We start from the raw sequence: 21,574 nt of genomic DNA on the forward strand, positions 1-21,574 counted from the left end.
GCCGGACCCCGGCCCCGTGCGGCGTTGTGACACAGGCGATCGGCCTTCTACGGGACTGTTCCATTTGTGCAGGTCATGACTCTGGGCGGTGCCATAAAGGAGGCATGACCGAACCTCAGAACCCGCAGCAGTCCGGCCCGTCAGGGCCGGAGCCGTTCCTGTCCCTGCACACCGCCGTCGTCCTGCTCGCTGCCGTCGTCATCGGCCTCGTCCTCGGCGGGCTCACCTGGCTCACTCAGGTGTCCGCCGCGGCCGCCGTCCTCGCCGGGCTGGCCGGCGCCGGCGTCAGCATCCCGGTGCTGCACTCCCTCATCCGATGACGGGGCGCCGGCACAGCTGAGGGCTCTGGTCTGGATCATCGTGCGGACTAGAGGAAAATGCTGCGACATGGAGTCCGGCCAGGCAGACCGTGGCTGTCTTCTCGTAGCGGGCAGCGATGCCGCGCCACTGCTTGATCGGTTGATGCACCGTTCGAGGAGCAAGCCATAGTGACGCATAGAGGAATGCCCCGGTTGCGGCGCAGTGAGATCGGGTATCGGCGTACGACCTGGTAGAGCGAGACGATCACTACCCAGGCGCTGTCGGTGAATGTCTCGTCGCCTCGGACGTACCGCCGAGTCATGCGTACGGGCCCGGGCAGCATGGCCTGCACGAGCACGCGGGCTGCTGCTCCCCGCGCGCGGGGATGGGCCCTGATCGTCAGCCTTGGCGGCCCTGCCGATCTCCTGCTTCTGTACGAGCGGGGTGGATCTCTGCCGTTCGGGCGGTGTGATTGAGGCAACTGAGCCTGCGGGTGAGTTGGTTGCGCGTAGGCTGCGTTGGATGTCTCGTTCAACGGGGTGGGGGATATGTCCGATTCTTTGGAAGTTGCTCAGAACGCCTTGCGCTCCTGGTGAATGCCCAGGTCAGTGAGGCTGCTCCCCGCACGCGCGGGGATGGACCCCGGGCTGCGGCCAAGGCGCGTACGGAGCGCGCGCTGCTCCCCGCGCGCGTGAGGATGAACCCCACCTGGGCGCCGGTGAATGAGGCTGCCCTCTGCTCCGTTGGCCGGGGGAGTGGGTCCCGAGGGTCTTTTTCCCGTGATCGTGTGGATGCCCCCGGTGGGGGTGGCGGTGTGTCAACCGTGCTGGCTGCTGTTGCCGAGGAGCAGCTCGCTGCCCACATCGACGCTGCATGGCAGATACTCCGGCAATCTCACGAAACGGGCGTAGCCCAGCGGTACCCCGGACACATGCGGGGGATCGCCGAGATGTTGGAGACGCTCGAGGTGCACACACGGCTGGCTCGCCTGCCGATCCGCGCTGGGAATGGGGCGAGATTGCAGCCGTCGGCGGCCCGTTCGAGTGGGTCGAGGGCGCATGTCGGCACCTCGCCCCCCCGTCGAAGTGCGCAGCGCGCTCACGGACGGGCTGCTTGCACATCCCTGTACAGACTGCGACAAGCATGGCGAAGGCCCTGCCCGGAACCACCGGGCGGGGCCGGTCCACGTGCAGAAGAAGCTGAGCGCTACACACCCTGCTCCGTGATGTCCGTGATCTTCACAGACATCTTCGTGCCGGACGAGGCCGTACTGATCATCGTCTGCGTGTAGTCGAGAGTCGTCCGATCCGACAGTTCGCCCGTCTCAATGACCGGCCCGGAATCGTCACCAGAGATCTCGTACGTGATGTCGTACACCGCATCAGGATCAAGATTCTCACTCGGACCGACGTACGACAGGCTCGGCTCGACCGTCAGATTGCAGCCCGCCGAACCGAAACACTGCCGCTCCGTCGTGCGCAGCGTCATTTCGAAGTCATCGACGACCGGCGTCCCGTACGTCGGCTCCGCGTCTGCCTCCTCTGCAAGGACGGTCTCGGCGTCGTCGCTCGGAGTGCTCGACGCGATGGCGGCCGGCTTGCCGTCGTCCCTGGACTGCACGACGTAGATGCCGGTTCCCACGATGGCCGCGATGATGGCGGCGGCTGCTCCGATGATGATCGCGTTGCTGCCGCGCTTCTTTTCCGGCGATGCGGGCTGCTGCGGCGGGAGTTCGGGCTGCGGTGGTGGCGTGGTGGTGCTCATGGTTCCCCCCTTGCGGTTGTGCTCTGTCTGCGCATGATGCGACCTTGAGTGGGGAGCGTGAAGGCGTTGTGTTGAACTCGTAACACGCGCGTTCGTGCCACGGTTGGCGCGGCGCTCTTCGTAGCAGGTGGAGTTTCGCGAATGTCTGCATCTCAGGGGCGGTCTGATACGACAATCACCGCATGGATGCAGGGGATCTTGCGACTTGGGTCGGCTCCGGATTCGCCGCCATCGCGGCTGGCGCCACCTTGTGGACCCTTAAGAGCCAGCGCCAGCAGATCACCGAGCAGCGCGGGTTCATCGCGAAGCAGAGCGACTTGATCACAGAGCAGGCCGCGAACCTGCTGCTGGAACGTGAGGAGCTACGCGCGGCGTTGGCCGACAGGCGCATCAGCCAAGCACAGATGGTCACCATGGAGGCTAGCGAATCCGTCGGGACCACAGCCCATGCTGATCGGAACGGGGATCCGATCGCCAACATTCTCGTCGTGGAAATGCACAACGCGAGCAGCGAGCCATTGCACGATGTGACGGCTCATTTCGGCGGCGAGCCATCCTCCAGTGGTGCCCGGCTCACGCTTGCAACACTCAGGGGAGGTGACCGATGGGTAGCCATGGGGAGTCCAACCGGCCCTGTCGTGCCGACCATGGGCGGTGGTGAGCATTGGCGGTTCTCGTCTGAGACCGATGCCATCGCCCGGGGTGGGCGCCCTCACCTCGTGTTCACTGACAATAACGGTGTGCGCTGGCAGCTGGATGAATACGGTGGCTTGCGCGAGTTTCGGTAGCCGCTGCACGTGACGAAGCCCCGCCGCACCGGGGTCGATGCGGCGGGGCCCTCTTTGCCTTGCGCGACCCGGCGCGTACTCAACAGTGCGGCAGCAAAAGCTAGTTGTGGACGTTCGTCCTGCCGCCCCACTTCTGGTACACGGTCGTCGTCCGCCTGCTCGATGTGGACGCGCTCGCGCCCGGCGGTGAGCATGGCGCGGACATCTCGGTCACCGTCACTGGGGCCACGACGCCGGAACAAGCCGCAGCCCTGGCTGCGACGTTGACCGCTGCTCTGCAGCCGATGCTAGACGGGCCCAGGGGGACGGCGTCCGGGGCCGGAGGGGGCTCAGCAGTGTGACAGTGCCGACGGCCTCCGCTGTCAGTCCTGCCGGGAGGTGCGCGACGGGCGAAACCTGCTCCCCGTGCGCGGGGATCAACCCGTCGCGGCGTTCAGCCACAGCCGCGGGGCCCACGGCTCTCCGCGCGTGCGGGGGTGGACCCCATGAAGGGGAGCCAGGCCAGTCCGGTCTCGTCTGTTCCCCGCGCGTGCGGGGGATGGACCCTGCGTACAGAACGTCGACCTGCTGTACCGTCACTGCTCCCCGTACGCGCGGGGATGGACCCAAGCCACTCCAGGTGCCGCAGAGCCCGCCTGACTGCTCCCGGCACGTGCGGGGCTGGATCCTTCGAGCTGGTGGTGGGGCAGGGCGATGTGAGTTGTATGGCGGGGAGTCCGGCCGGGGGTGGTGTGGTGAGGGGGAATTCGTTCTTGGGGATGGCCAAGTCGACGCTGCTGATATGGGGTTCGGAGTCTGGGGCGATCGCGCCGGGTCGCCTCAGGGCAGGCAGGCTCGGGGGCGGGCCCGCCCGGACGTGTTCAGGTTGCGAGCAACTGGCCCAGTGGGCGGCCCTGGTCGGCGTCGGCTGCTGCCCGGTGTGCGAGTTCGCCGTCGTCGTCGAAGACCGTCCCGTGCCAGTGGTCGGGGGCGAGGGCGGTGGCCAGTTTGACGTGCGTGCCGAAACGCGCCGCCGCTGTGTACAGGATCTGCAGGGTGCGCAGCGCGTCTGCGTCGAGCGTGCCGATCCGTACCAGCCACACCTGGCGGGTATGGTCGAACGTTCCCACTGAACGCAGGAGTTGTAGCTGCTCGCCCCAGGCCGGATTCTCGCAGTGGGCGGACTGGCAGGTGGCTTCCAGCAGCCACCGGGTCGAGGACCTTCCAGAAGTCGAAGACATACCTGCGACCGTAGCCCCTGCTGCTGACAACCGGATGCTGCCCGTCTCCATCCGGTGGCCGTGCAGGCCTCCGGGGATGTCGTTCCGCGATGCAACTGGGAGTCAGTCGAGGGCCTCTGCCAAGATCAATGTCAGTGAAAGCGGGAGTCACCGCACCTGCATTGCCGCAGGCGGCGCGCGTGCCCGCGGCGGCATCCGGTCCTATCGCGGTACGTGGCTGGTGCAGTCATACGACATCCGCCGACGCGTCGAAACGACTCCGGCTCTGAGCCAGTCCGTGCTCGTGGCGGGCCCGCAGGCGCAGGGCACCCTTGGGGGCGCAGTAAGGGGGTGCCACGTGGGCAGGCGTCGGGGAGGGGCCGATATGGGCAGCGCGGGGTGCATCAGGTCGAACTGCTCCCTGCACGTGCGGGGGTGGATTCCTTGATCGGGTCGGTGAAGCGTGGGCCTCTCAATTGCACTCTTTATCAGCGGCGGTGGCCCCTGCTCGGCTTGTGGCCCTGCCAAGCGGGCGGCGTATTCGTGGCGGGGGCTTCGCGGGCGGCCCGGGTGTGCGTACGGTGCCTCTGGTGTCTCATTCAGCGAGGTGGGGGCATATGTCCGATTCTTTGAAAGTTGCTCAGAACGACCTCTTCGCCGAGTAAATGCCCAGGTCGGCGAGACTGCTCCCCGCGCACGCGGGGATGGACCCGACGAGGTCGAACGCACCGAGGACCAGGTCCGCTGCTCCCCGCGCACCTGGGGGTGGTCCCGACGAGCTGCGAGTTCTTCAGCAGCTTCCGAAGTGGTCGCCGCAAGCGGGGAGATGGCTGTCTTTGGTTCGCGGCCCGCTCCCTGCCGGCAGATTCTCGAAGGAGACCCCGGGGGCTGAGTGCCATCCAGATCATCGCGGCTGCCACGGCCGTGACGGTCGTCAGCGGCACCAGGGGGATCACCGACTGGGGCCCGGGCCACTTCGGCGGCTGGTGGAGTGTCACCACCGTGCCCGTGCCGGGCGACGGCGGTGGCAGCATCGCCGGGGGCGGCGCCCTGGCCCTGGCCGGCGTCGGCAGCCAGTCCTGCACGCATCGTGCATCGTCCGCGACGGCCGCGCCTTTTCGCCTTCGGCTCCGAGGGCGCAGGCAGTACCACCGCCCGGCTCCTCGCGGCCCGCGGGGCAGGCAGGAGGTCGGGCCCGGCCGTCGGACGCTGCTGCTCAGCGGATCCTGGTCCAGGCGTGCCACTTGCTGGAGTAGAACTCCGAGCGCCACACCTGGGAACTGCCGACCTTGACGTCAATGGCCCGCCGGGTGCCGTTGTGGCTCCACCCCCAGTCGTGGGTGTCGTCGGCACGTCCTGAGTTCGGCATCTCGACCCACTTGCCGGCGTTCTTCCAGTCGTGCCAGATGCGGCGGTTGGCGCTCACGCCGAATATTTCATCGACGGTGCCGTTGCCGTCCCAGTCGGCGGCCCGGGCGTGGGAGCCGCACTTGAGGTAGCCGACGTGGCGCCACGGCGAGGTCACCTTGCAGTCCCGCGGTGCGGACGCTGCGGCGTGCCCGCCGGTTCCGACTCGGATCGTGCTGAATACCGGCTGCGTGGCTGCGGAGCTGTCCCCGCTCGGAGCGGCACTGGCAGGCTGGGCGGCCAGCAACAGGCCCACGGCAACGGATATGCCCGCTGCCGCAAGCCCTGCATTCGGGATGGTGCGCATGTATTTCCCCCTTGTGTGTCGGTGAGTTGTGTGGTCGGGGAAGGACGCTACGGGGGCCGGGCACATTTGCGCGTCACCCGGTGGTTTGAGGTGTTGCCCCAACCGGCGCATCAGCGGGGTAAACCCGGGATTTACACCGGTGGTTGGATACGGCTGATTCGGGCCGGCACGTGTCCGCGGGCGGCACACCGCTGCATCCGGCGCATTCCCTACCGCGAGAGTTGCAGCGATTCATGAACTACCGCCGAGGTTTACCCGGGGACCAACCATGCGCGGGATGACCCGCAATCGTATCCGTCGCTAGCTTTGCCACTGACCACGATTGCTTCCTGAGGCAGCAATTCACGATCCCGGTCGGGACGAGAGAAGGGTCCGCAGGTGAAGTCAGTGATGAAGGTGAAGTGGGCGACAGGAGCGTCGGCCGTTGCCGGCCTGCTCCTCGCCGGCCAGGTCGCCCATGCGGCACCGTCCGGTACGGACACCGGAACGCGGTCGGCGGAAAGCAGGATCCAGGCCGGGGGGAGTGAGGAAGGCGGCGCCCTGGCATGCACCGGCTCCTGGACCTTTAAGTCGCCTTGGGGCCACACCGGAAAGTTCAAGTGCGGCTCCCATGTGCTGCGCGCCGACTGGGACAACAACGGTACGCCGGACGAATACTTCGGCATTGCCCCCAACCGCACCATCTGGCACGACTGGAAGAACGCCGGACGGTGGGTCGAGATGCCGAACAATGGGCGCGCCGACGACACTCTGAACATCGGGCGCACCGGAAACGGGCGGTATGTCCGCGTCAAGGTCGGAGGGCACATCTGGGTTTCGATCTTCAGCAGCGGCAAGTGGCACAAGTGGTACATGGTCGAGTGAGTGTGAAAGACGCGGTGGGTGTGATGGGCGGCTTTCACCTTCTCCTCGAATGCCTCCTGAAGTCGCTCCTTTTGGTGGGGAGCAAGGCGTCCGGGTATCCGTGCAGCCTGGGGGAGTAGGAGATCCACTGGACTGGTGCCAGCTCGCCGTCCACGGTGAGCACGTCTTCGCCGAGATGCATACTCAAGGACCCGGCCATGTCGTTGATATCGGCCGGGACCGGCGAGCCTGCAAGGACGGTCGGGGCGGTGAACCCCGGTGTGTCCAGGCCGGCGTCCGCGCACGGGCGGGTGGGCCAGGTGTATCCGCGGGACATCCATCCGGGCGGCAGGGCGGCGGCGAATTCCCGCCCGTCGTCCAGCCGCCGGCAGCGGTTGGGTGTTTCTCGCCTGTCGGCGCAGCAGCAGGCTGATGGCCGGCGTTCAGCCGGTGCCGATGGGCGGGTATGCGTCGCGCATGCGTTGCACGGTCATCGCTGCAACGGCACGCACGTCGCTTTCGCCCAGTGGCGCCGGAAGTGTTGAGGAGCTGAGAGAGAAGCCCTCGATCAGTGTGAACAGGAGGAGGGCTTCACGTCGCAGGGCTTCCTCGCTGACGTCCTTGTCCGCGAGGACGTCGCGCAGGAGTGCGCGTATGGCCTCGGTTCCCCGGACCGATGTCTTGGCGATCTCGCTGGCGAGTTCGGGGTCGGTGCGCGCAGCGACGTGGTACTCGATCAGGGCGCTGTTTTCTCTGCGTTCTTGGTCTGTCGTGGGGGCGACAAGTGAAATGGCGTCGACGAGCCGCGAGACCGGATCGGTCGCGGGCGTGGCGCGGCGCCGCACGATGCGCTGGACGAGCATGCCGAGCGTGAAGCGCATGACCTCGCGGAAGGTGTCGCCGAAGTAGTGCCGGATGCTTCCGATCGCCAGGCCTGTCCGCGCGGCGATTCGCGCGAGGGTGACCGAACGAAGCCCGTGCTCGGCGATCTCGTCGATGACGGCGTCGGCGATCAGTTCTCGGCGGGCCTCGGGGGCAACTCTTGGCGGCATGAGGCGAGTCTAGCGTCTTTAGCATGGCTATGCTAATTTTCTAGCATGAGCGTGCTAGAAATGGTTATCCGCCGTGGCGTCCTCCGCGCCGCCACGGAACAGGGCGCAGCGTGAACAGCGGGCACCAGCCGGCGGCGCCCGGTCACCGCGACGAGGACCCCGCATGGAGCTTCGGTTCGTTCCCGGGTCTCGACGGCGACCCAGGAACGTGGTCGAAAACTTCCCCGGCCCCGGGAGCGCCGCTGCCGCGGTTCCGCCCCTCCCTCACCCTGGAGCGCACCCGGTTCACGGCTCGGCTGCCCGATACCTCTACGGTCACCGTCGATGTCGATCACGTTGCGGGGCTGGCTTCGCTCTACCGCGGTGCTCGGCATGTGCAGACGGCGGAAATGCCGGTGCGGTTCGCCTGTGGTGCCGACCGCATCGACGTCGCCGCGAGCCGCTATGGCATGGAGCGGATCCACCTGGTCGGCGCCGACGGCAGCAGACGGCGCCTTGATCCCGCACCGGGGACTCCCGAGTACTGGCGAGCCCGGCTCTCCCGCCGGCACCCCGGTCTCGGACGTGCTCTGGCCGTCGCCGCGATCGTCGTCCCGCTGGCCAACCTGACGCTCATCGCGCCCCGACTACTGGCAACAATCACGCAGGTGCCGTGGTGGGCAGATCATTTCGCGCCCTTCGTCTCGCCGATTCATCCGCCGGCCTGGGCGAACACAGCCCTCACCATCACCGCGGGCCTGGCAGGAGTCGAACGGGCACTCACCTTCCGGCACCACCGGCTGCTGGATGCCGCAACTGACGGGATGACCGGCTAGAACCCGGCGGCACTCCCCACAGAACACGGCTCCACCGCCGCCACGCGCCCCGCGTGATGGCGGCCCGTCAGAAAGGAAACCATGCGATAACGCCCTGCCCCTTCGAGCTCCCCGCGGTATCTCCTGGCAACCGCCGCCGCAGCCGTATCGACGCTCCTCATTCTCACCGGCTGCTCACCCGCAACGCCTGAACCCGGGAGTTCCGCCCCTGAGGCCGACCTCAACGCATACCACCAGCAGAAACCCGACTGGACTGCGTGCAAGGACACAGCAAAGAGCGAGTCCGACAAGAAGCTGTTCGCCAACCCGGCGCTCGAATGCGCCCGAGTCGAGGTCCCGGTCGACTACGACAAACCCGGGGGCAACAAGGCGCAGGTAGCGCTCACGCGTCTGCGCGCCACCGATGACGCCCGGGGATCACTGCTCATCGACCCGGGCGGTCCCGGTGGTTCAGGCACTCAGATGGTCGCGTCCACCCAGCCGCTCTGGCAGTCCAACCCCATAGCGAAACACTTCGACATCGTCGGCTTCGACCCCCGCGGCATCGGATCCTCGACGCCCTCCCTCGACTGCTACACCGACAAGGAGTACGACGCCGGCGAAGTCCCCCGTTACGGGGCCGTGTACGACATCACCACGGCCGGCCAAGCCGCTGAACTCGCGAAGCGGTGCACAGACGCGTCCGGCGGAGTCGAAAACCTCGCGAACGCGGGGTCCACCAATGTCGTGCAGGACATGGACATCATCAGAGAAGTCCTGGGCGACGACAAACTCAGCTACCTCGGATACAGCTACGGCACCGAGCTCGGGGCCATGTATGCCACGACCTACCCCGACAAGGTCCGCGCGATGGTCCTCGACGGTGCCGTATCGCCCAACCTGACGGCGAAGGAGTTCCGAGCCGCCTCCTTCGAAGGTCTGCAGGCGCGCTTCAACGACCTCGCCGCTCTCTGTGCCGAGTCCCCGGGCTGCGTCCTCGGCGACGACCCCGAGGCGGCCAATGAGCGCCTGCACGATATCGTCCAGCCCGCCATCGATGCCCCGATCGAATCTTCCAGCGGCCGCAAGGTGAGCGTGTGGGACGTCTATCTCGGCATCAGTTCTGGCCTGTTCTCCGAGAAGAGGTGGCCGGTGATCATCTCTGCGCTGGCCGCCCTTGACGCCGGACGCCCCGACGAGATCCTCGCCTTGCGTGATCTCGCCTACGGCCGCGGACCGGACGGCGTCTACAACACGGACCTCGACACCAACATCGCCGTACGCTGCATGGACTGGCCCCGGCGCACGGCCGAGGAACACACCGCTCTCGCACGCCACATCGGAGAGGTGGCACCGATGTTCGACCTCGATGTCTTCACGGGCGCCTCCTACCACAACGAGTGCGCATCATGGCCCGCGCCGCCCACGCGAGATGAGCCGTGGCTCACCGATACGGCCGACCTGCCCAAGACGCTCGTTGTCTCGACCACCGGGGACCCCACAACCCCCCACCAGGGCGGCATCGAGATGGCTCGCGCCCTGGACGCAAGCCTCCTGACCGTCGACGGCAAGCAGCACGGCGCCTACGTCCTCGGAGGCAACGAATGTGTCGACAACACCGTGAACTCGTATCTCATCGACCTCGAAACCCCACCCCAAGACGCCCGCTGCACCCTCTGACCAGCACCCTCGCGCTTGTCGGCCTGGGCCTCGGATTCAGGCCCTCTGACTCCTCGGCGGTTCCTCGACATTGCAACACCTTCGGGGTCTTGCTTTGCGACGAGATCTAGAACTCACCCCGGTATCCCAGGGCTGAAAGAGGCCGTCCTAGACAAGCGTCGTTCGCTGCGTCTGGAACACCCCCCACTCCGGTGGGGAGGATCTGGGCGGCACGGCACGCCGGTCGATCACCGCCGGAGAACCCCCACGGGTGCTGGGGTGGTCGGCAGGTCATTCGTAGTCGTGTGGTTTGGCCAGGTTTACGGCGCCGGTGGGCGGGGGCGTGTTCACGCAGGAAGTCGGTTACGCGGTGCAGTTGGCCTGCGGCGGTGGTGGTGAGATGGTCGAGGGGGAGGGCGCGGGCGTTGTGGTCGGCGGCCCGCTCCAGGGCGGTGATGTGGCTTCGGCCCGGGCGGTGCTGTTCGGCGAAGACTTCCCCCAGGTGCGGGCCGTGGATGAGGACGGGGCCGACGGGGCGTCCGTTGACGGTGAAGAAGGCGTAGTGGTCGTACTGGTCGAGGCCGGCGACCTGCGCGGCGCCCGGTCGTTCTCCCCGTTCCTCGGTGATCGGACTGACGGCGGTGCGGGAGCCGCGGGTGGCGGAGAGGGCGGAGGCGTTCTGGATGAGGGACTGGCGAACCGCGACGAGCAGCCGTGACAGGAGCTGGGTCAGTGCGTGGAGCTGGATCTTGTATTTGCGGAAGTCTTCGAACATGGAGGCGATGGAGTCGCCTCCCGTCCCGGCGAGGGTGGTGAGTTCGTCGAGGTAGCCGCGGAAGGGCACCCGTTGTTCTTCGGGCAGCTCGGCGCGGGAGCGTCCGGCGCGCAGCAGGTCGCGGTTGATCAGGGCGGTCAGCAGCTTGTCGGTGGGCCCGTTGCCCGCGGTGCTCGCCCAGACGATCCACCGGTTGTCCATGGCCCACCGGATGTCGTAGACGCCGCAGGGCTGGCCGAGGAGGCGTGGGCGATGGGGTCGGCGGCCAGCCGGGCCAGGGGGTTGAGCCCATGCGCGTGCGCGCCCTGCCCCTGACCGCCACCGTCCTCACCGCGACAGCCGCCCTGCTCCTGACCGCCTGCGGCAACGGAGACACCCCCGATGACGCGAAGCGGACCAAGAAGCCGGCCGCAGCCGACGCCACCGCCCGGGCGGCCGGGGTAGTGGACCGTGCCGAGGCCCACCGGATCGTCGACCACTACGAGAAGGTCAGCAACGCCGCGAACAAGGCCCGCAACGCCCGGCTGCTGTCCACCGTCGAGGGCGGCAACCTGCTGGAGCGCAGCAGCGCCGCCTACGAGCAGTTCGAAACCCTGAGCGCGAAGGACCAGAAGGCCTACGTGGAACCGTTTTTCTACAAGGAGCGCACATTCTTCATCCCGGCGAAGGGCAAGGCCGACTGGTTCACGTTCACCGGGCGCAGCACGGATACCCCCGAGGCCCGCCGCAGCCTCCACGTCTTCGACAAGACCGAGGACGGCTGGCGGATGACGGTGTCCGTCGCCGCCGGCACCACCCTCCCGAAGATCGCCACCGACGCCGACGGTCTGGCAACCCCGGTGGCCGCCACCGCCGGCGCCGGCGCCCACACGACCGCCGACATCCCCGACGCGTACGAGGACCTGTGGACCACCGGCGGCAAGAAAGAAGGCCGGATCCTCGCCGACAACAAGGTCACCCGGGAGGCCAAGGACGGCTACCGCGACCGCAACGACGGCTGGGACCCCCGCCAGGCCCGCCGCTACTTCCTGCGCAGCGAGCCCAAGCACCGCGACACCTACGCCCTGAAGACCGCCGACGGCGGCACCCTGGCCGTGGTGCCCCTGGCCCCCGATCAGCTCAGAGGCGGAACACGACGTCAGAATGGAACGGCCAGCCCAGCCTCGCGCAATCGAAGCAGTGCCATGCTCATGCACTCGGCGACCGAGGCCCCGTCGGCCCTCATCGCACCGTCCAGCGGCCCACCAGAGGCGGCGAATGTCCACGCCGGCTGACCGTCACGCATGCGCTCCGCGTCGACCCGAATCATGGCACCGACCCCCTGCTCGCCAAGCCACTCCAGGATGGCCAGCGTCACGTCTTCGACGCCGCTGTCCAGGTCCACCTTGAGCCGCCGCCCCATCCCCTTGATCATGGCCGCAACCTTACTTAGCATCTGATCGGGTCACGTCACACCCACTCAAGGCGACTCAGACCATTAAGAACAAGCTGAGTGCCTGCTCCAGATCCGGCTGTGACGTTGAGCGATGGGTGGCAGAGATGTTCGGCTGCGCGTCGGGTGCAGGCGTGTGTTCGGGTGCCACGGCAAGCGCGGCACCATCCACCAGGCACGCCGCGACGGCATGGAGGGCCAGCTCGGCGCGCTCCGCCAGGGCCTCAACGCCATTGTGCTGTGGACGACGAAGCGGCTCGGCGAGTCCTACGCCCGGAACACCCACGGACCTTGATCGGGCCCAGTTCGGGGCCGGCGCGGCCGCTAGAACGGACTGCCCAAGAGACTCGCTGCCTGGGCCGAGAATCGGACGCTGATCGTCCGCAGACTGCGTTTGCGCGTACGGCGACGCCAGGTGAGGGTAGAGATAGATCAATAGATCAAACGGTTCCCCGGCGGCGATCGAGGCCCTCACAGCGCGTGTCTTCGACAGCCCAAACTTTCTACGGCGTCCTGGGCTCCAACCAGCGCTTGATGATGATCTTCGTTAGCGGCGGGCCGTTCGGACCGTCGCCCGAGCGGCCATGGCGGCGTTCGGTTCATCGACAACGCGAACCGCGCATGAGAAGAGGAGACCCAAGATGGCAACGCAGGTCACCAAGGCGCTTCTGGTACGCCTCGAAGCACTGCCCGGCAGGGAGGACGACGTCCGCGACTTCTTGAACCAGGGGCTGACGATCGTCGAGGGGGAGCCCAAGACCGTCAGGTGGTTCGGAATCCAGTTCGGACCCTCGTCGTTCGGGATCTTCGATGCCTTTCCCGACGACGACGGGCGCCAGGCGCATTTGTCGGGTGAGGTCGCGGAGGCGCTCGGTGAACACACGGGTGAGCTCTTCGAGGAGCCCACGATCGAGCAGCTTGATGTCGTCGCCGAGAAGCAGCCCGCGTAGCGTAGGTGCTGCCCGCGGGGCGGCGTGATCAGCCCAGTGGCCTCAGCTAGCACTGACGAAAGCTGCTGATCATGAGTGTGTCGGCCTGCCTGCTCGTAGGTCTGGGTATGGGAAACCGTCAGTCGCGGCCGTCGAGGGCAGACGCTGTTCGTACTGCATACCGGCATCCAACGGGAGTCCCTGCCGCAGGAATTGGGCTCCGGCTCGGGCATGACCTGCTGGCGTCGGCCGGCCGCCTGGAACGAGGCGGGTGTGCATCCCTGGGGAGCGGCGCGATGACATCCATGAAGCCCTTCCCCGGCTGGCCCGCCGAAGTGGGCAACCGCCCGGCGGCGACAGTCGAAGAAGGCCTGCAGGTCTTGGCTGGTGGTAACGGGTCGAGGGTGTACGACAGCGTCATGTGTTGCACCGTGGGCTGCTGCGGCCCAGCGGCCACGACCGGGCGCGGTCGAGCGCGTGCGGTCCTCCAGGACGTCGAGGCGCCGGTCAGGCGCAAGCGCCACGTCGTCGTCCGGGAGTGACCCCGCCGGCCCCCTCGCTCCGTGCGCGGCCGTGTACCCGCCGGGCCCGCGCCAGTACGACGACATAGAAGTGCGCACCCGTGGGCATCGCCTTCCGATGTGCGACGACGGGCCAACGATCCAGTGACCGCTAGTGGTTTGGCGTGGGACGGGCATGCCTCAGTGCCTGCCGGGTTCCCGACGCGCCACCGGCCATGCCTGGCGAGTCGCCCCTTTTGACATGTCTTGTGGGGGTGGGACAGTGGGAGTGGTGAGGTCGTTCCGTGCGGCACTTTGTCCACGGTGATGTGCCCACCAGACCACGGGGACGGGCCAGGCCGACGTCAAGGCGTACGACCGGCAGCTGTGCGGGCTGATCGAGCAGGTCAAAGCCGAGCCAAGCCGTCCCGGATCATCTCCCAGGAGCTGTCGCTGGACCACGCGCCGGAGGCCCACCAGCAATTCGTCCACCGCGACGACGGCTGGACCAAGGTCATCCTCCACCCCGACGGCAGCTGAGCGGCGGCAGCACGGACCCGAACCGTTCCCCCGCCGACCACCGGAAGGAACCACGCATCATGACCAACGAACTGCACGGCAGGAAGGTCGCCATCCTGGCCACAGACGGCGTTGAGCGCGTCGAGCTCGAACAACCTCTCGGCGCACTGCTGGGCGCCGGAGCGCGGGCCGAACTCCTCTCCCTCCACACCGGCGAGATCAACGCGCGCCAGATGGACATCGACCCGGCCGGAACTTTTACCGTGGACAAGAAGGTCGCCGACGCCCGCGTGGGCGACTACGAGGCGCTCCTGCTGCCCGGCGGCACCATGAACCCCGACCAACTGCGAACCGACCGCGACGCCGTCGCCTTCGTGAGGGAGTTCGTGGAGACCGGCAAGCCCGTCGCCACCATCTGCCATGGACCCTGGATCCTGGCGGAGGCCGACGTGGTGCGCGGTCGCCGCCTCACGTCCTGGCCCAGCATTCGTACTGACCTGCGCAACGCCGGAGCCGAGGTCGTCGACGAGGAAGTCGTGATCGACGGCCAGCTGATCTCCAGCCGCAGCCCGCAGGACCTCCCCGCCTTCTGCGAGGCGATCATCGAACGCTTCGCCACCGCACTGAAACCCGCCTGATCGGGAGAAGACGTACACGGCCGGGAGCACGGCGCGCAGCGTTAGTGGCATGCAGCGTTAGTGGCGTGCGCACGTTGGGTGACAGCCTCACATCGGAGAAACCGGACAAACCGATATCGCAAAGCCACCGAAATGACCGCCGACACTCCACGGCCGAGCCCCCGTGAATCAGCAGAGGAGATCGTCATGGCAAGCAGCAACCGCGCCGTCACCTTCCAGAACCCGAAAGACATGCGCGTCGAGTCTCTCGACTTCCCGAAGCTTCAGATGCCGAACGGGAAGAAGGCCCCGCACGGGGTCATCCTCCGGATCGTCGCCACCAACATCTGCGGCAGTGACCTGCACATCTACCGCGGGTCCTTCCCGGTGCCCCAGGGCATGGTGATGGGGCACGAGATGACCGGGGAGGTCATCGAGGTCGGCCCCGACGTCGAGTTCCTCAGTGAGGGCGACCTCGTCTCCGTCCCGTTCAACGTCGCCTGCGGCCGATGCCGCAACTGCAGGGCACGCCGGACCGACGTCTGCGAGACCACGAACCCCAAGGTGGCCTGCGGAGCGTACGGCTTCAACCTGGGCGACTGGACCGGCGGCCAGGCCGAATACCTGTTCGTCCCGTACGCCGACTTCCAGCTCCTGCGCTTCCCGGACAGGGACCAGGCCATGGCCAAGATCCGTGATCTGGCGCTGCTCTCGGACATCCTGCCCACCGCGTTCCACGGTCTCATGGAGGCCGGTGCCAAGCCGGGCTCGACCGTGTACATCGCCGGCGCCGGCCCGGTCGGCCGCTGCGGCGCAGCAGCGGCGCGCCTGCTCGGGGCGTCCTGCATCATCGTCGGCGACTACCACAAGGACCGCCTGGAGCTGGTGAAGAAGAACGGCTGCGAAACGATCGACCTGAACCAGGACGCGGCGCTCACCGACCAGATCGACGCCATCCTTGGCGAACCCATGGTCGACTGCGCAGTCGACTACGTCGGTAACGAGGCACACGGCATCGGCCGCGAGGCCGAGGACATGGACCCGGCCCACGCCATCAATCAGGTCATCGAAGCCACCCGCGCGGGCGGAGCCACCGGAGTCATCGGCGTCTACGGCGCCGACCCGCTCGCGAAGTCGAAGGCCGAGCAGGAGGGAACGTACCCGCTCGACTTCGGCAAAGCCTGGATTAAGTCGCCGCGGATCGCCGCCGGGCAGGCACCGATCATGCACTACAACCGCGAGCTGATGATGGCGATCCTGTGGGACCGCATGCCCTACTTGAGCGCCATGCTCAACACGAAGGTGATCAGCCTCGACGACGCCCCCGACGCCTACGCGACCTTCGACACGGGAGTGCCCGAAAAGTTCATCATCGACCCCCACGGCCTCATTCCCGCCTGAGGCCCGCCTTCCCCGGCCCGCAGTCCCCGTTCGGGGAGGCTGCAGGCCGGACCCGTGCCTGCCGACGCACCGGTCGCGAAAGGACCTCGGAACATCCCTGCTGCGTACGCTGGGACAGCACGCCGTGAGCTTCGGGCAGATCGACGCGAAGCGGTCAAGAGAAGAGCACGGCCAATGGCTCTGGGTGGCAGCGGGTGGCGCCGGAGGCAACGACGCGGCTGCAGGGTGGTAGTCCGCAGGTCCCGCTCGACGGCCAGCTGAACCTCCAGCTTCCCCTGCTGTAGAGAAGTCCGCCCGACTCGGTGCAGCCGGAGACCGTGGCGCTCGGAGCCCAGCCACGGCGAGCAGTGCAACCCGCCGTACTCTCCCTCATGGAGCGGCCGCTCACGCGCGGGTTCCGCGGATTCCAGCTTCAGTTCGCGACGAACCCGCTCGCTTCTTGGTGCTACCTCTCGCCGACATAGCCATCAGAGGTTAAATCTCAAGCTCAGCAGGGGCCGTTCACGAGTTTCGTCAGACGGTCGGTGTCCTGCAGATCGGTGAGGACGGTGTCGGCGCCGGCCGCTCGCAGGGCCCCTAAGGTCCATCAGCGAGGCCGTCACTCTTGATGCCGGCCGCAGCCTGGATCACCCGCCACTCTCGCCGTTGCGGCCGGGGTGATCATCGGGAGTGGACCACGTGTGAGGGGACGATCTGAATGACGAACAAGACCGCACGATTCGCGTTGGCAGATTGAGCTGGGTGGTCGTCGGGTGGAGACGCTGAAGAGCGTCACCGGTGTGGCGGTCGATCAGGAGTACGTCGAGCTGTTGCAGAACTCGCCGGACGGGAAGCCGGTCCCCGACCTGGTCCTGGGGGCGCCGTCGTTCTTCGGAAGCATGACCTGCACGGCATACCGCGGGTCGGCCCGGTCGGGGGATGTGGTTGTGTGGGGGGTGTTGCAACGGTCGTGGCGGCGGACGGTCGCGTGGCGACTGGGAGGTCAGGGCTTTCGTCCGCGGCTGTTCGGTGGCGGGGCTGTGCGGGGTTGTTACTTGCCCAGCATGTGGCAGGTGGCCTTGGTGACGAGTGCTTTGTTCGCGGAGGCGGCTGTCTTTTCCTTGATGCCGAAGTTGGTGGCTGTCAGGACGGCGATGCTGCGGTGTCCGCCGGTGTCGGTGTAGATCTCGCTGGAGTAGCCGGGCAGTCCGCCGGTGTGGCCCCAGACGGTGCCGCACGGTGTGTCCACCTTCATCAGGCCAAGGCCGTATCCGCCGCCTTCCTCGGGGGCGTCGACCGTGGTGCGCATCTGTTTCATCTGTTCTTTTGGCAGGAGCTCGCCGGAGACCAGCGCGGTCAAAAAGCGTTGCCAGTCCTGTGCGGTGGAGACCATACCGCCGGCTGCCCAGGACCAGCTCGGGTCGATGGCCGAGGTGTCGATGTTGTCGTTGGGGCGTGGCGGGCCGTCGAAACCCACGCGTTGGGGCAGGTCGACCGTGCCCGAGAGGATGGCCTTCAGCCGCCCGGCATCGGGTTCGTAGCCGCGCACGTGTGGTTTCCCGGCCTTCCAGTCGGCGCCCGTGGCCAGGTTCGAGTCGTTCATGTCGAGCGGCTTGGTGATCTTCTCCTCGATCTGGTCGGCCAGGGTCTGGCCGGTGGCCTTCTCCAGGATGAGCCCGAGGGCCTCGTAGTTGGCGTTGCTGTAGGAGTACTTCGTGCCGGGCTCGGCCGGTGGGTTCTGCCGCGGTGTGACGGCCAGCAGTTCCCGGGGCGTCCACGTGCGCTGTTCCTGGCCGGTGAGGGAGGGCAGGAACTGTGGGGTGAGCAGGAAGTCGCCCAGGCCGCTGGTGTGGTTGAGCAGCATCCGCACGGTGATGTCCTGGCCGCCCTCGACCAGGCCGGGCAGCCACTTCTCTACTGTGTCCTCGAGGCCGATCTTGTTGTCGGCGACCTGTTGCAGGACGAGGGTGGCGGTGAGGGTTTTGGTGTTGGAGCCGACCCGGAACCGGTCGTCGGCAGCCAGGCGGTGGTCGTCCTTTGTCCAGGCGGCCTGCCGGGCGATCTCCACCGGCTTTCCGGTGCCGGTGTCGACCCGGACGATGACGCCCAGGGAGCCTGCGTCTGCCGCCTTTTGCGCGAGGCCGGTCAACTGTTTGCCGGCCGTCGTGTTTGCCGCGCTGTGCCCGGCAGAGGGCCTGGCCCCGTCCGATGGCCCGGTGCCGTGCGACGGCGACTCCGAGCAGCCCATGAGTACCGCGCCCATACCGGTCGCCAGCGTCACGCCCAGGGCCCCTCGCAGGATCCGGTGACGACGGGACGACGTGAATGCGGACATGGCATTTCCCTTTCGGCGCATGGCTGTTGCTTGGTGCGTCGCGGAACCCCGGGCATTGACTCGCTGAGCGGTTTCCCCGGCGGTCCCTGTGCGCAGCACTCATTCAGCCAGCGGCGGCCGCCCGGCACATCGCTCGATGGCGGGCTTCTCACCGGCGCCGGATCACTCCTTGGAATGATCTCGGCGGGCGGGGCGGCCCGCCGTCCCGCCCGCCGAAGGCGGTCAGGACAGTGTGTTGCGGGCCAGCACCGCCGCCTGCGCCCGGCTCTGACAGCCGGTCTTCGTGAGGATCCGGCTGACGTGCGTCTTGACCGTGTGCAGGCTCAGCACGAGCCGGGCGGCGATCTCGGCATTGCTCAACCCGTCCCGGACCAGCCGCAGCACGTCGAGCTCCCGCTCGGTGAGGTCCTTGAGCCGGGCCAGTTCCTGGTCGTCGGGCTGCCGCCGGCCGCGCAGATGGCCCGCGATGATCCGCCGGGTGACCGCGGGGCTCAGGGCGCTGTGCCCGGCTGCCGCGGCGCGGACGGCTCCGGTCAGTTCCTCGTAGGCACTGTTCTTCAGCAGGAATCCCGAGGCGCCGGCGGCGAGTGCGTCGTCGACGTACTCGTCCAGGTCGAATGTCGTCAGCATCAGCACCCGGCTGCGTCCGGGCCCGAGCAGTCCCCGGCGGCCCAGTTCCTCCAGCGCCCACAGCCCGTTGCGGCGCGGCATGCGGATGTCCATCAGCAGGACGTCCGGCCGCAGCCGGGCGCACGCCTGGACGGCTTCCTCGCCGTCATCGGCGGTGCCCGCCACGGTGAGGTCGGCCTGGCTGTCCAGGATCGCGCTCAGGCCGGCGCGGATGACCGGCTCGTCGTCCACGACGAGTACGCTGATCTGCTCAGGCATCCGCATGCTCCAGCGGCAGCGTGGCCAGGACACGGAAGCCGCCGTCATTGGTCGGTCCGGCGGTGAGTTCTCCGCCCAGTGCGCCCACCCGCTCGCGCATGCTGACCAGACCGATTCCTGCCCCCGCGCCGGGTGTGGCGCGCCGCGCCGCGCGGCTGTTGACGACCTCGCACCGCAGCTCTCCGGCGGCGTCGTCGAGGGTCAGCCGGACCGGCGCGCCGGGGGCGTGGCGGCGCGCGTTGACCAGTGCTTCTTGCACGATGCGGTAGCCCGCCAACTGCACCGGCCCCGGCAGCGACTGGAGCGCGGTCTCTGTTTGCACCTCGATTGTTCCCCCTGCGGCACGGTGGCACTCCAGCAACCCGTCCAGCTGCCCGAGTCCGGGCACCGGCTGCAGCGGGGCCGCGTCCGCGGGGTCACGCAGCATCCGCAGCAGAGCACGCAGCTCGCCGCTGCTCTGCCGGCCCGCCGTCGCCAGCCCGTCGATCTGGGCGCGGGCCCAGTGGGGCAGTTCGCCGCCGCGGGCCCGCAGTGTCTCGGCGTGCACGACCAGCAGGGTGAGCGAGTGCGCGACCACATCGTGCATTTCTCCGGCGATCCGCGCCCGCTCGCGCTGCGTGGCGTGCACGGCCTCCAGGGCCCGGGCCCGGCTCGCGTCGGCCGCCCGCCGCTCGGCCGCGGCAAGGAGGGTCTGCCGGGTCCGGGCGGCGAATCCCAGCACCCACGCCAGCGGCATCGGGGCCAGCGCGGCAAGAACGTCCAGACCTCCCTGGAAGTCACCGGACTCGGTGGTCAGTCGGTTCACCCACAAACCGGCTGCGGTCAGCACACCGGCGCCGCCCGCCGCCCACACGGTCCGTGCCCAGTTGGTGCAGTGACTGCCCAGGTTGTAGAGCAGCACCGCCGGCGGCAGAAAGATCAGCGGAGACAGCTTGGCCCCCGCGCCCGCGCTCCCCGCCAGCGCCGCCAGCAGCGCCGCGAAGCCCGCCACGAAGGCGGTGGCCGGCAGTCGGCGCCGCAGCATCAGGACCACCGCTCCCACGGCCTCGAAGCCCAGGAGCGACGCCCACGCCGGCCCGGAGGTGTCCACGTACGGCTGCGACAGCAGGGGCGGCACAAACGTCAGCACGACCAACCCGGCATCACCAGCCCAAGCGGGCCACCTGCCTTCGAACACGTTCATCCGCTTGAGACTAGGACCTCACGCGCCGCTCTGCGTCACTCCAAAGAGCGACCCGTTCGACGCCTGCGGATCCCCCCCCCCGGGCCGCGGCCGGCCCGCGTGACTCCCGGCTGCCATGCAGGCAACGGCTGACGCGGATCTGCGGAGGTCTTCCGCGGCCCCGCTCACGCTGGGAATGGCCCCCCCACATCACAATGGCCGAGCTGATTGAGTACTGCTCCCTGCGCGCGGGGATGGACCTGCCACCGAGGGCTGGCGCTGCGGGGACCGGTCCCGGAAGGCCGGCGACGATCGGCGCCTGGTCCTCGCGCAGTTCGGCGTTCGCCACACCGCCGATGACATCCATGATCGCCGCAGTGAGCCGGGCTGCGACGCCTGACCACTGCCCGGCAGGCGACTTGCCCGGGATGCGGTTGCCTGTCGGGACGAGTACATGGCTCCTACCTGCGGATTCCCCGGGATCTGCCGGCCGCGGGCAAGCCCGTCGTGGTGGCATTGCGGGTGCGCCGGTTCGTCTGCGCGGAGGGCTCCTGTCCACGCAGGACGAGACCTGCTCTACGAGCAAGGAGCAGGTCAGGAGTCTTCCTCGACGAGGCCGAACCCCGCGGGGAAGTCCTCCAGGAATTCGCGGCGCAGGGGATCGGGTTCCTCCTCGGCCATTGAGTGCAGCAGTTCGATGAGCTCGGTTCGCTGATCACTCGACAACTGCGTCGCCAGGTGGGCGACGCCCTCCAGGACCTTGACCGCGTCATCCTGGTTCATCTGGTCGTCGTCGCATCCTTCAACGAACCAGAGGACATCGCCCAAAGCCTCCGCCAGAGCACGGCTCAGCGACGCGTACGCAGACATCGACAAGGTCTCCCAACAGACGGCTGACAGAGCGAGATCAATCTCAGCACATGC

Annotated in this window: 20 protein-coding genes and 2 pseudogenes; 13 read left to right on the forward strand and 9 right to left on the reverse strand. The window is 67.8% G+C overall.

What is annotated here, in order from left to right:
- Nucleotides 1-104: 104 nt before the first annotated feature.
- A complete protein-coding gene (locus ABZ906_RS39705) occupies nucleotides 105-320 on the forward strand; it encodes a hypothetical protein (RefSeq protein WP_361391083.1) in 216 nt (71 codons plus the stop codon).
- Between the two features lie 1,186 nt (nucleotides 321-1,506).
- Here the strand turns inward: ABZ906_RS39705 and ABZ906_RS39710 are convergent.
- Nucleotides 1,507-2,064 (reverse strand): hypothetical protein, encoded by a 558-nt coding sequence (locus ABZ906_RS39710; RefSeq protein ID WP_361391086.1) that lies wholly within the window; start codon nucleotides 2,062-2,064, stop codon nucleotides 1,507-1,509.
- A gap of 182 nt (nucleotides 2,065-2,246) precedes the next feature.
- Here ABZ906_RS39710 and ABZ906_RS39715 point away from each other — a divergent pair, with 182 nt between their 5' ends.
- Nucleotides 2,247-2,852, forward strand: coding sequence for a hypothetical protein (locus tag ABZ906_RS39715; RefSeq protein ID WP_361391089.1), 606 nt, complete (start codon nucleotides 2,247-2,249; stop codon nucleotides 2,850-2,852).
- A gap of 860 nt (nucleotides 2,853-3,712) precedes the next feature.
- On the opposite strand, the gene ABZ906_RS39720 is transcribed toward ABZ906_RS39715, so the two are convergent.
- Nucleotides 3,713-4,072 carry a hypothetical protein gene (locus ABZ906_RS39720; RefSeq protein WP_361391092.1) on the reverse strand — a complete coding sequence of 120 codons (360 nt, stop codon included), beginning with the start codon at nucleotides 4,070-4,072 and terminating at the stop codon, nucleotides 3,713-3,715.
- A gap of 1,195 nt (nucleotides 4,073-5,267) precedes the next feature.
- The gene (locus ABZ906_RS39725; RefSeq protein WP_361391095.1) at nucleotides 5,268-5,765 is read right to left on the reverse strand and encodes a hypothetical protein; all 498 of its coding nucleotides are present in this window, start codon (nucleotides 5,763-5,765) and stop codon (nucleotides 5,268-5,270) included.
- Between the two features lie 387 nt (nucleotides 5,766-6,152).
- On the opposite strand from ABZ906_RS39725, the gene ABZ906_RS39730 reads away from it, so the two are divergent.
- Nucleotides 6,153-6,629, forward strand: a complete 477-nt coding sequence (locus ABZ906_RS39730; protein WP_361391098.1) for a hypothetical protein — start codon at nucleotides 6,153-6,155, stop codon at nucleotides 6,627-6,629.
- Between the two features lie 422 nt (nucleotides 6,630-7,051).
- Here ABZ906_RS39730 and ABZ906_RS39735 read toward each other — a convergent pair whose 3' ends face one another.
- Nucleotides 7,052-7,660, reverse strand: a complete 609-nt coding sequence (locus tag ABZ906_RS39735; protein ID WP_361391101.1) for a TetR/AcrR family transcriptional regulator — start codon at nucleotides 7,658-7,660, stop codon at nucleotides 7,052-7,054.
- A 110-nt stretch (nucleotides 7,661-7,770) separates the two neighbouring features.
- On the opposite strand from ABZ906_RS39735, the gene ABZ906_RS39740 reads away from it, so the two are divergent.
- Nucleotides 7,771-8,475: a hypothetical protein gene (locus tag ABZ906_RS39740; protein ID WP_361391104.1), complete on the forward strand. Its 705-nt coding sequence runs from the start codon at nucleotides 7,771-7,773 to the stop codon at nucleotides 8,473-8,475.
- 426 nt (nucleotides 8,476-8,901) lie between these two features.
- Entirely contained in the window at nucleotides 8,902-10,134 is a 1,233-nt protein-coding gene (locus ABZ906_RS39745; protein ID WP_361391168.1) for an alpha/beta hydrolase, read from the forward strand.
- Nucleotides 10,135-10,240: 106 nt separating this feature from the next.
- On the opposite strand, the gene ABZ906_RS39750 is transcribed toward ABZ906_RS39745, so the two are convergent.
- Complete coding sequence (locus ABZ906_RS39750) at nucleotides 10,241-11,089, reverse strand: hypothetical protein (protein WP_361391107.1); 849 nt, start codon at nucleotides 11,087-11,089, stop codon at nucleotides 10,241-10,243.
- Between the two features lie 89 nt (nucleotides 11,090-11,178).
- Here ABZ906_RS39750 and ABZ906_RS39755 point away from each other — a divergent pair, with 89 nt between their 5' ends.
- The 7 genes and pseudogenes from ABZ906_RS39755 to ABZ906_RS39785 all read left to right on the forward strand — a co-directional run bounded on the left by ABZ906_RS39755 (nucleotide 11,179) and on the right by ABZ906_RS39785 (nucleotide 16,286).
- Nucleotides 11,179-12,162, forward strand: a complete 984-nt coding sequence (locus ABZ906_RS39755) for a hypothetical protein (RefSeq protein ID WP_361391110.1) — start codon at nucleotides 11,179-11,181, stop codon at nucleotides 12,160-12,162.
- A 294-nt stretch (nucleotides 12,163-12,456) separates the two neighbouring features.
- The gene (locus ABZ906_RS39760) at nucleotides 12,457-12,615 is read left to right on the forward strand and encodes a hypothetical protein (protein WP_361391112.1); all 159 of its coding nucleotides are present in this window, start codon (nucleotides 12,457-12,459) and stop codon (nucleotides 12,613-12,615) included.
- A gap of 346 nt (nucleotides 12,616-12,961) precedes the next feature.
- Nucleotides 12,962-13,270 carry an antibiotic biosynthesis monooxygenase gene (locus tag ABZ906_RS39765; protein ID WP_361391115.1) on the forward strand — a complete coding sequence of 103 codons (309 nt, stop codon included), beginning with the start codon at nucleotides 12,962-12,964 and terminating at the stop codon, nucleotides 13,268-13,270.
- A 144-nt stretch (nucleotides 13,271-13,414) separates the two neighbouring features.
- A pseudogene (locus ABZ906_RS39770) lies at nucleotides 13,415-13,525 on the forward strand (IS5/IS1182 family transposase); the annotation flags it as partial.
- A 570-nt stretch (nucleotides 13,526-14,095) separates the two neighbouring features.
- A pseudogene (locus tag ABZ906_RS39775) lies at nucleotides 14,096-14,289 on the forward strand (aldehyde dehydrogenase); the annotation flags it as partial.
- Nucleotides 14,290-14,348: 59 nt separating this feature from the next.
- On the forward strand, nucleotides 14,349-14,906 hold the full coding sequence (locus tag ABZ906_RS39780; protein ID WP_361391118.1) for a type 1 glutamine amidotransferase domain-containing protein: 558 nt from the start codon (nucleotides 14,349-14,351) through the stop codon (nucleotides 14,904-14,906).
- Nucleotides 14,907-15,092: 186 nt separating this feature from the next.
- Nucleotides 15,093-16,286, forward strand: a complete 1,194-nt coding sequence (locus ABZ906_RS39785) for an alcohol dehydrogenase catalytic domain-containing protein (protein ID WP_361391121.1) — start codon at nucleotides 15,093-15,095, stop codon at nucleotides 16,284-16,286.
- Nucleotides 16,287-17,316: 1,030 nt separating this feature from the next.
- Here the strand turns inward: ABZ906_RS39785 and ABZ906_RS39790 are convergent.
- The 3 genes from ABZ906_RS39790 to ABZ906_RS39800 form a co-directional block, all read right to left on the reverse strand.
- Nucleotides 17,317-18,600: a serine hydrolase domain-containing protein gene (locus ABZ906_RS39790; protein ID WP_361391124.1), complete on the reverse strand. Its 1,284-nt coding sequence runs from the start codon at nucleotides 18,598-18,600 to the stop codon at nucleotides 17,317-17,319.
- Nucleotides 18,601-18,822: 222 nt separating this feature from the next.
- The gene (locus tag ABZ906_RS39795; protein ID WP_361391127.1) at nucleotides 18,823-19,494 is read right to left on the reverse strand and encodes a response regulator transcription factor; all 672 of its coding nucleotides are present in this window, start codon (nucleotides 19,492-19,494) and stop codon (nucleotides 18,823-18,825) included.
- On the reverse strand, nucleotides 19,481-20,671 hold the full coding sequence (locus ABZ906_RS39800) for a histidine kinase (protein WP_361391130.1): 1,191 nt from the start codon (nucleotides 20,669-20,671) through the stop codon (nucleotides 19,481-19,483). Before ABZ906_RS39800 ends, ABZ906_RS39795 begins: the two co-directional genes overlap by 14 nt.
- A 375-nt stretch (nucleotides 20,672-21,046) precedes the next feature.
- Here ABZ906_RS39800 and ABZ906_RS39805 point away from each other — a divergent pair, with 375 nt between their 5' ends.
- The gene (locus ABZ906_RS39805) at nucleotides 21,047-21,334 is read left to right on the forward strand and encodes a transposase family protein (protein ID WP_361391171.1); all 288 of its coding nucleotides are present in this window, start codon (nucleotides 21,047-21,049) and stop codon (nucleotides 21,332-21,334) included.
- Here the strand turns inward: ABZ906_RS39805 and ABZ906_RS39810 are convergent.
- Complete coding sequence (locus ABZ906_RS39810; protein WP_361391133.1) at nucleotides 21,245-21,433, reverse strand: hypothetical protein; 189 nt, start codon at nucleotides 21,431-21,433, stop codon at nucleotides 21,245-21,247. The genes ABZ906_RS39805 and ABZ906_RS39810 overlap by 90 nt on opposite strands.
- Nucleotides 21,434-21,574: the final 141 nt, after the last annotated feature.

The sequence above is a fragment of the Streptomyces sp. NPDC046925 genome (genome assembly GCF_040644915.1).
Taxonomy (GTDB): domain Bacteria; phylum Actinomycetota; class Actinomycetes; order Streptomycetales; family Streptomycetaceae; genus Streptomyces.

Bases quoted from the DNA above. Each gene is read 5' to 3' on its own strand.
- ABZ906_RS39710 (WP_361391086.1), bottom strand. From the start codon at position 2,064: ATGAGCACCACCACGCCACCACCGCAGCCCGAACTCCCGCCGCAGCAG.
- ABZ906_RS39750 (WP_361391107.1), bottom strand. From the start codon at position 11,089: ATGGACAACCGGTGGATCGTCTGGGCGAGCACCGCGGGCAACGGGCCC.
- ABZ906_RS39705 (WP_361391083.1), top strand. From the start codon at position 105: ATGACCGAACCTCAGAACCCGCAGCAGTCCGGCCCGTCAGGGCCGGAG.
- ABZ906_RS39715 (WP_361391089.1), top strand. From the start codon at position 2,247: ATGGATGCAGGGGATCTTGCGACTTGGGTCGGCTCCGGATTCGCCGCC.
- ABZ906_RS39790 (WP_361391124.1), bottom strand. From the start codon at position 18,600: ATGTCCGCATTCACGTCGTCCCGTCGTCACCGGATCCTGCGAGGGGCC.
- ABZ906_RS39725 (WP_361391095.1), bottom strand. From the start codon at position 5,765: ATGCGCACCATCCCGAATGCAGGGCTTGCGGCAGCGGGCATATCCGTT.
- ABZ906_RS39800 (WP_361391130.1), bottom strand. From the start codon at position 20,671: ATGAACGTGTTCGAAGGCAGGTGGCCCGCTTGGGCTGGTGATGCCGGG.
- ABZ906_RS39765 (WP_361391115.1), top strand. From the start codon at position 12,962: ATGGCAACGCAGGTCACCAAGGCGCTTCTGGTACGCCTCGAAGCACTG.
- ABZ906_RS39720 (WP_361391092.1), bottom strand. From the start codon at position 4,072: ATGTCTTCGACTTCTGGAAGGTCCTCGACCCGGTGGCTGCTGGAAGCC.
- ABZ906_RS39755 (WP_361391110.1), top strand. From the start codon at position 11,179: ATGCGCGTGCGCGCCCTGCCCCTGACCGCCACCGTCCTCACCGCGACA.
- ABZ906_RS39810 (WP_361391133.1), bottom strand. From the start codon at position 21,433: ATGAACCAGGATGACGCGGTCAAGGTCCTGGAGGGCGTCGCCCACCTG.
- ABZ906_RS39785 (WP_361391121.1), top strand. From the start codon at position 15,093: ATGGCAAGCAGCAACCGCGCCGTCACCTTCCAGAACCCGAAAGACATG.
- ABZ906_RS39780 (WP_361391118.1), top strand. From the start codon at position 14,349: ATGACCAACGAACTGCACGGCAGGAAGGTCGCCATCCTGGCCACAGAC.
- ABZ906_RS39735 (WP_361391101.1), bottom strand. From the start codon at position 7,660: ATGCCGCCAAGAGTTGCCCCCGAGGCCCGCCGAGAACTGATCGCCGAC.
- ABZ906_RS39795 (WP_361391127.1), bottom strand. From the start codon at position 19,494: ATGCGGATGCCTGAGCAGATCAGCGTACTCGTCGTGGACGACGAGCCG.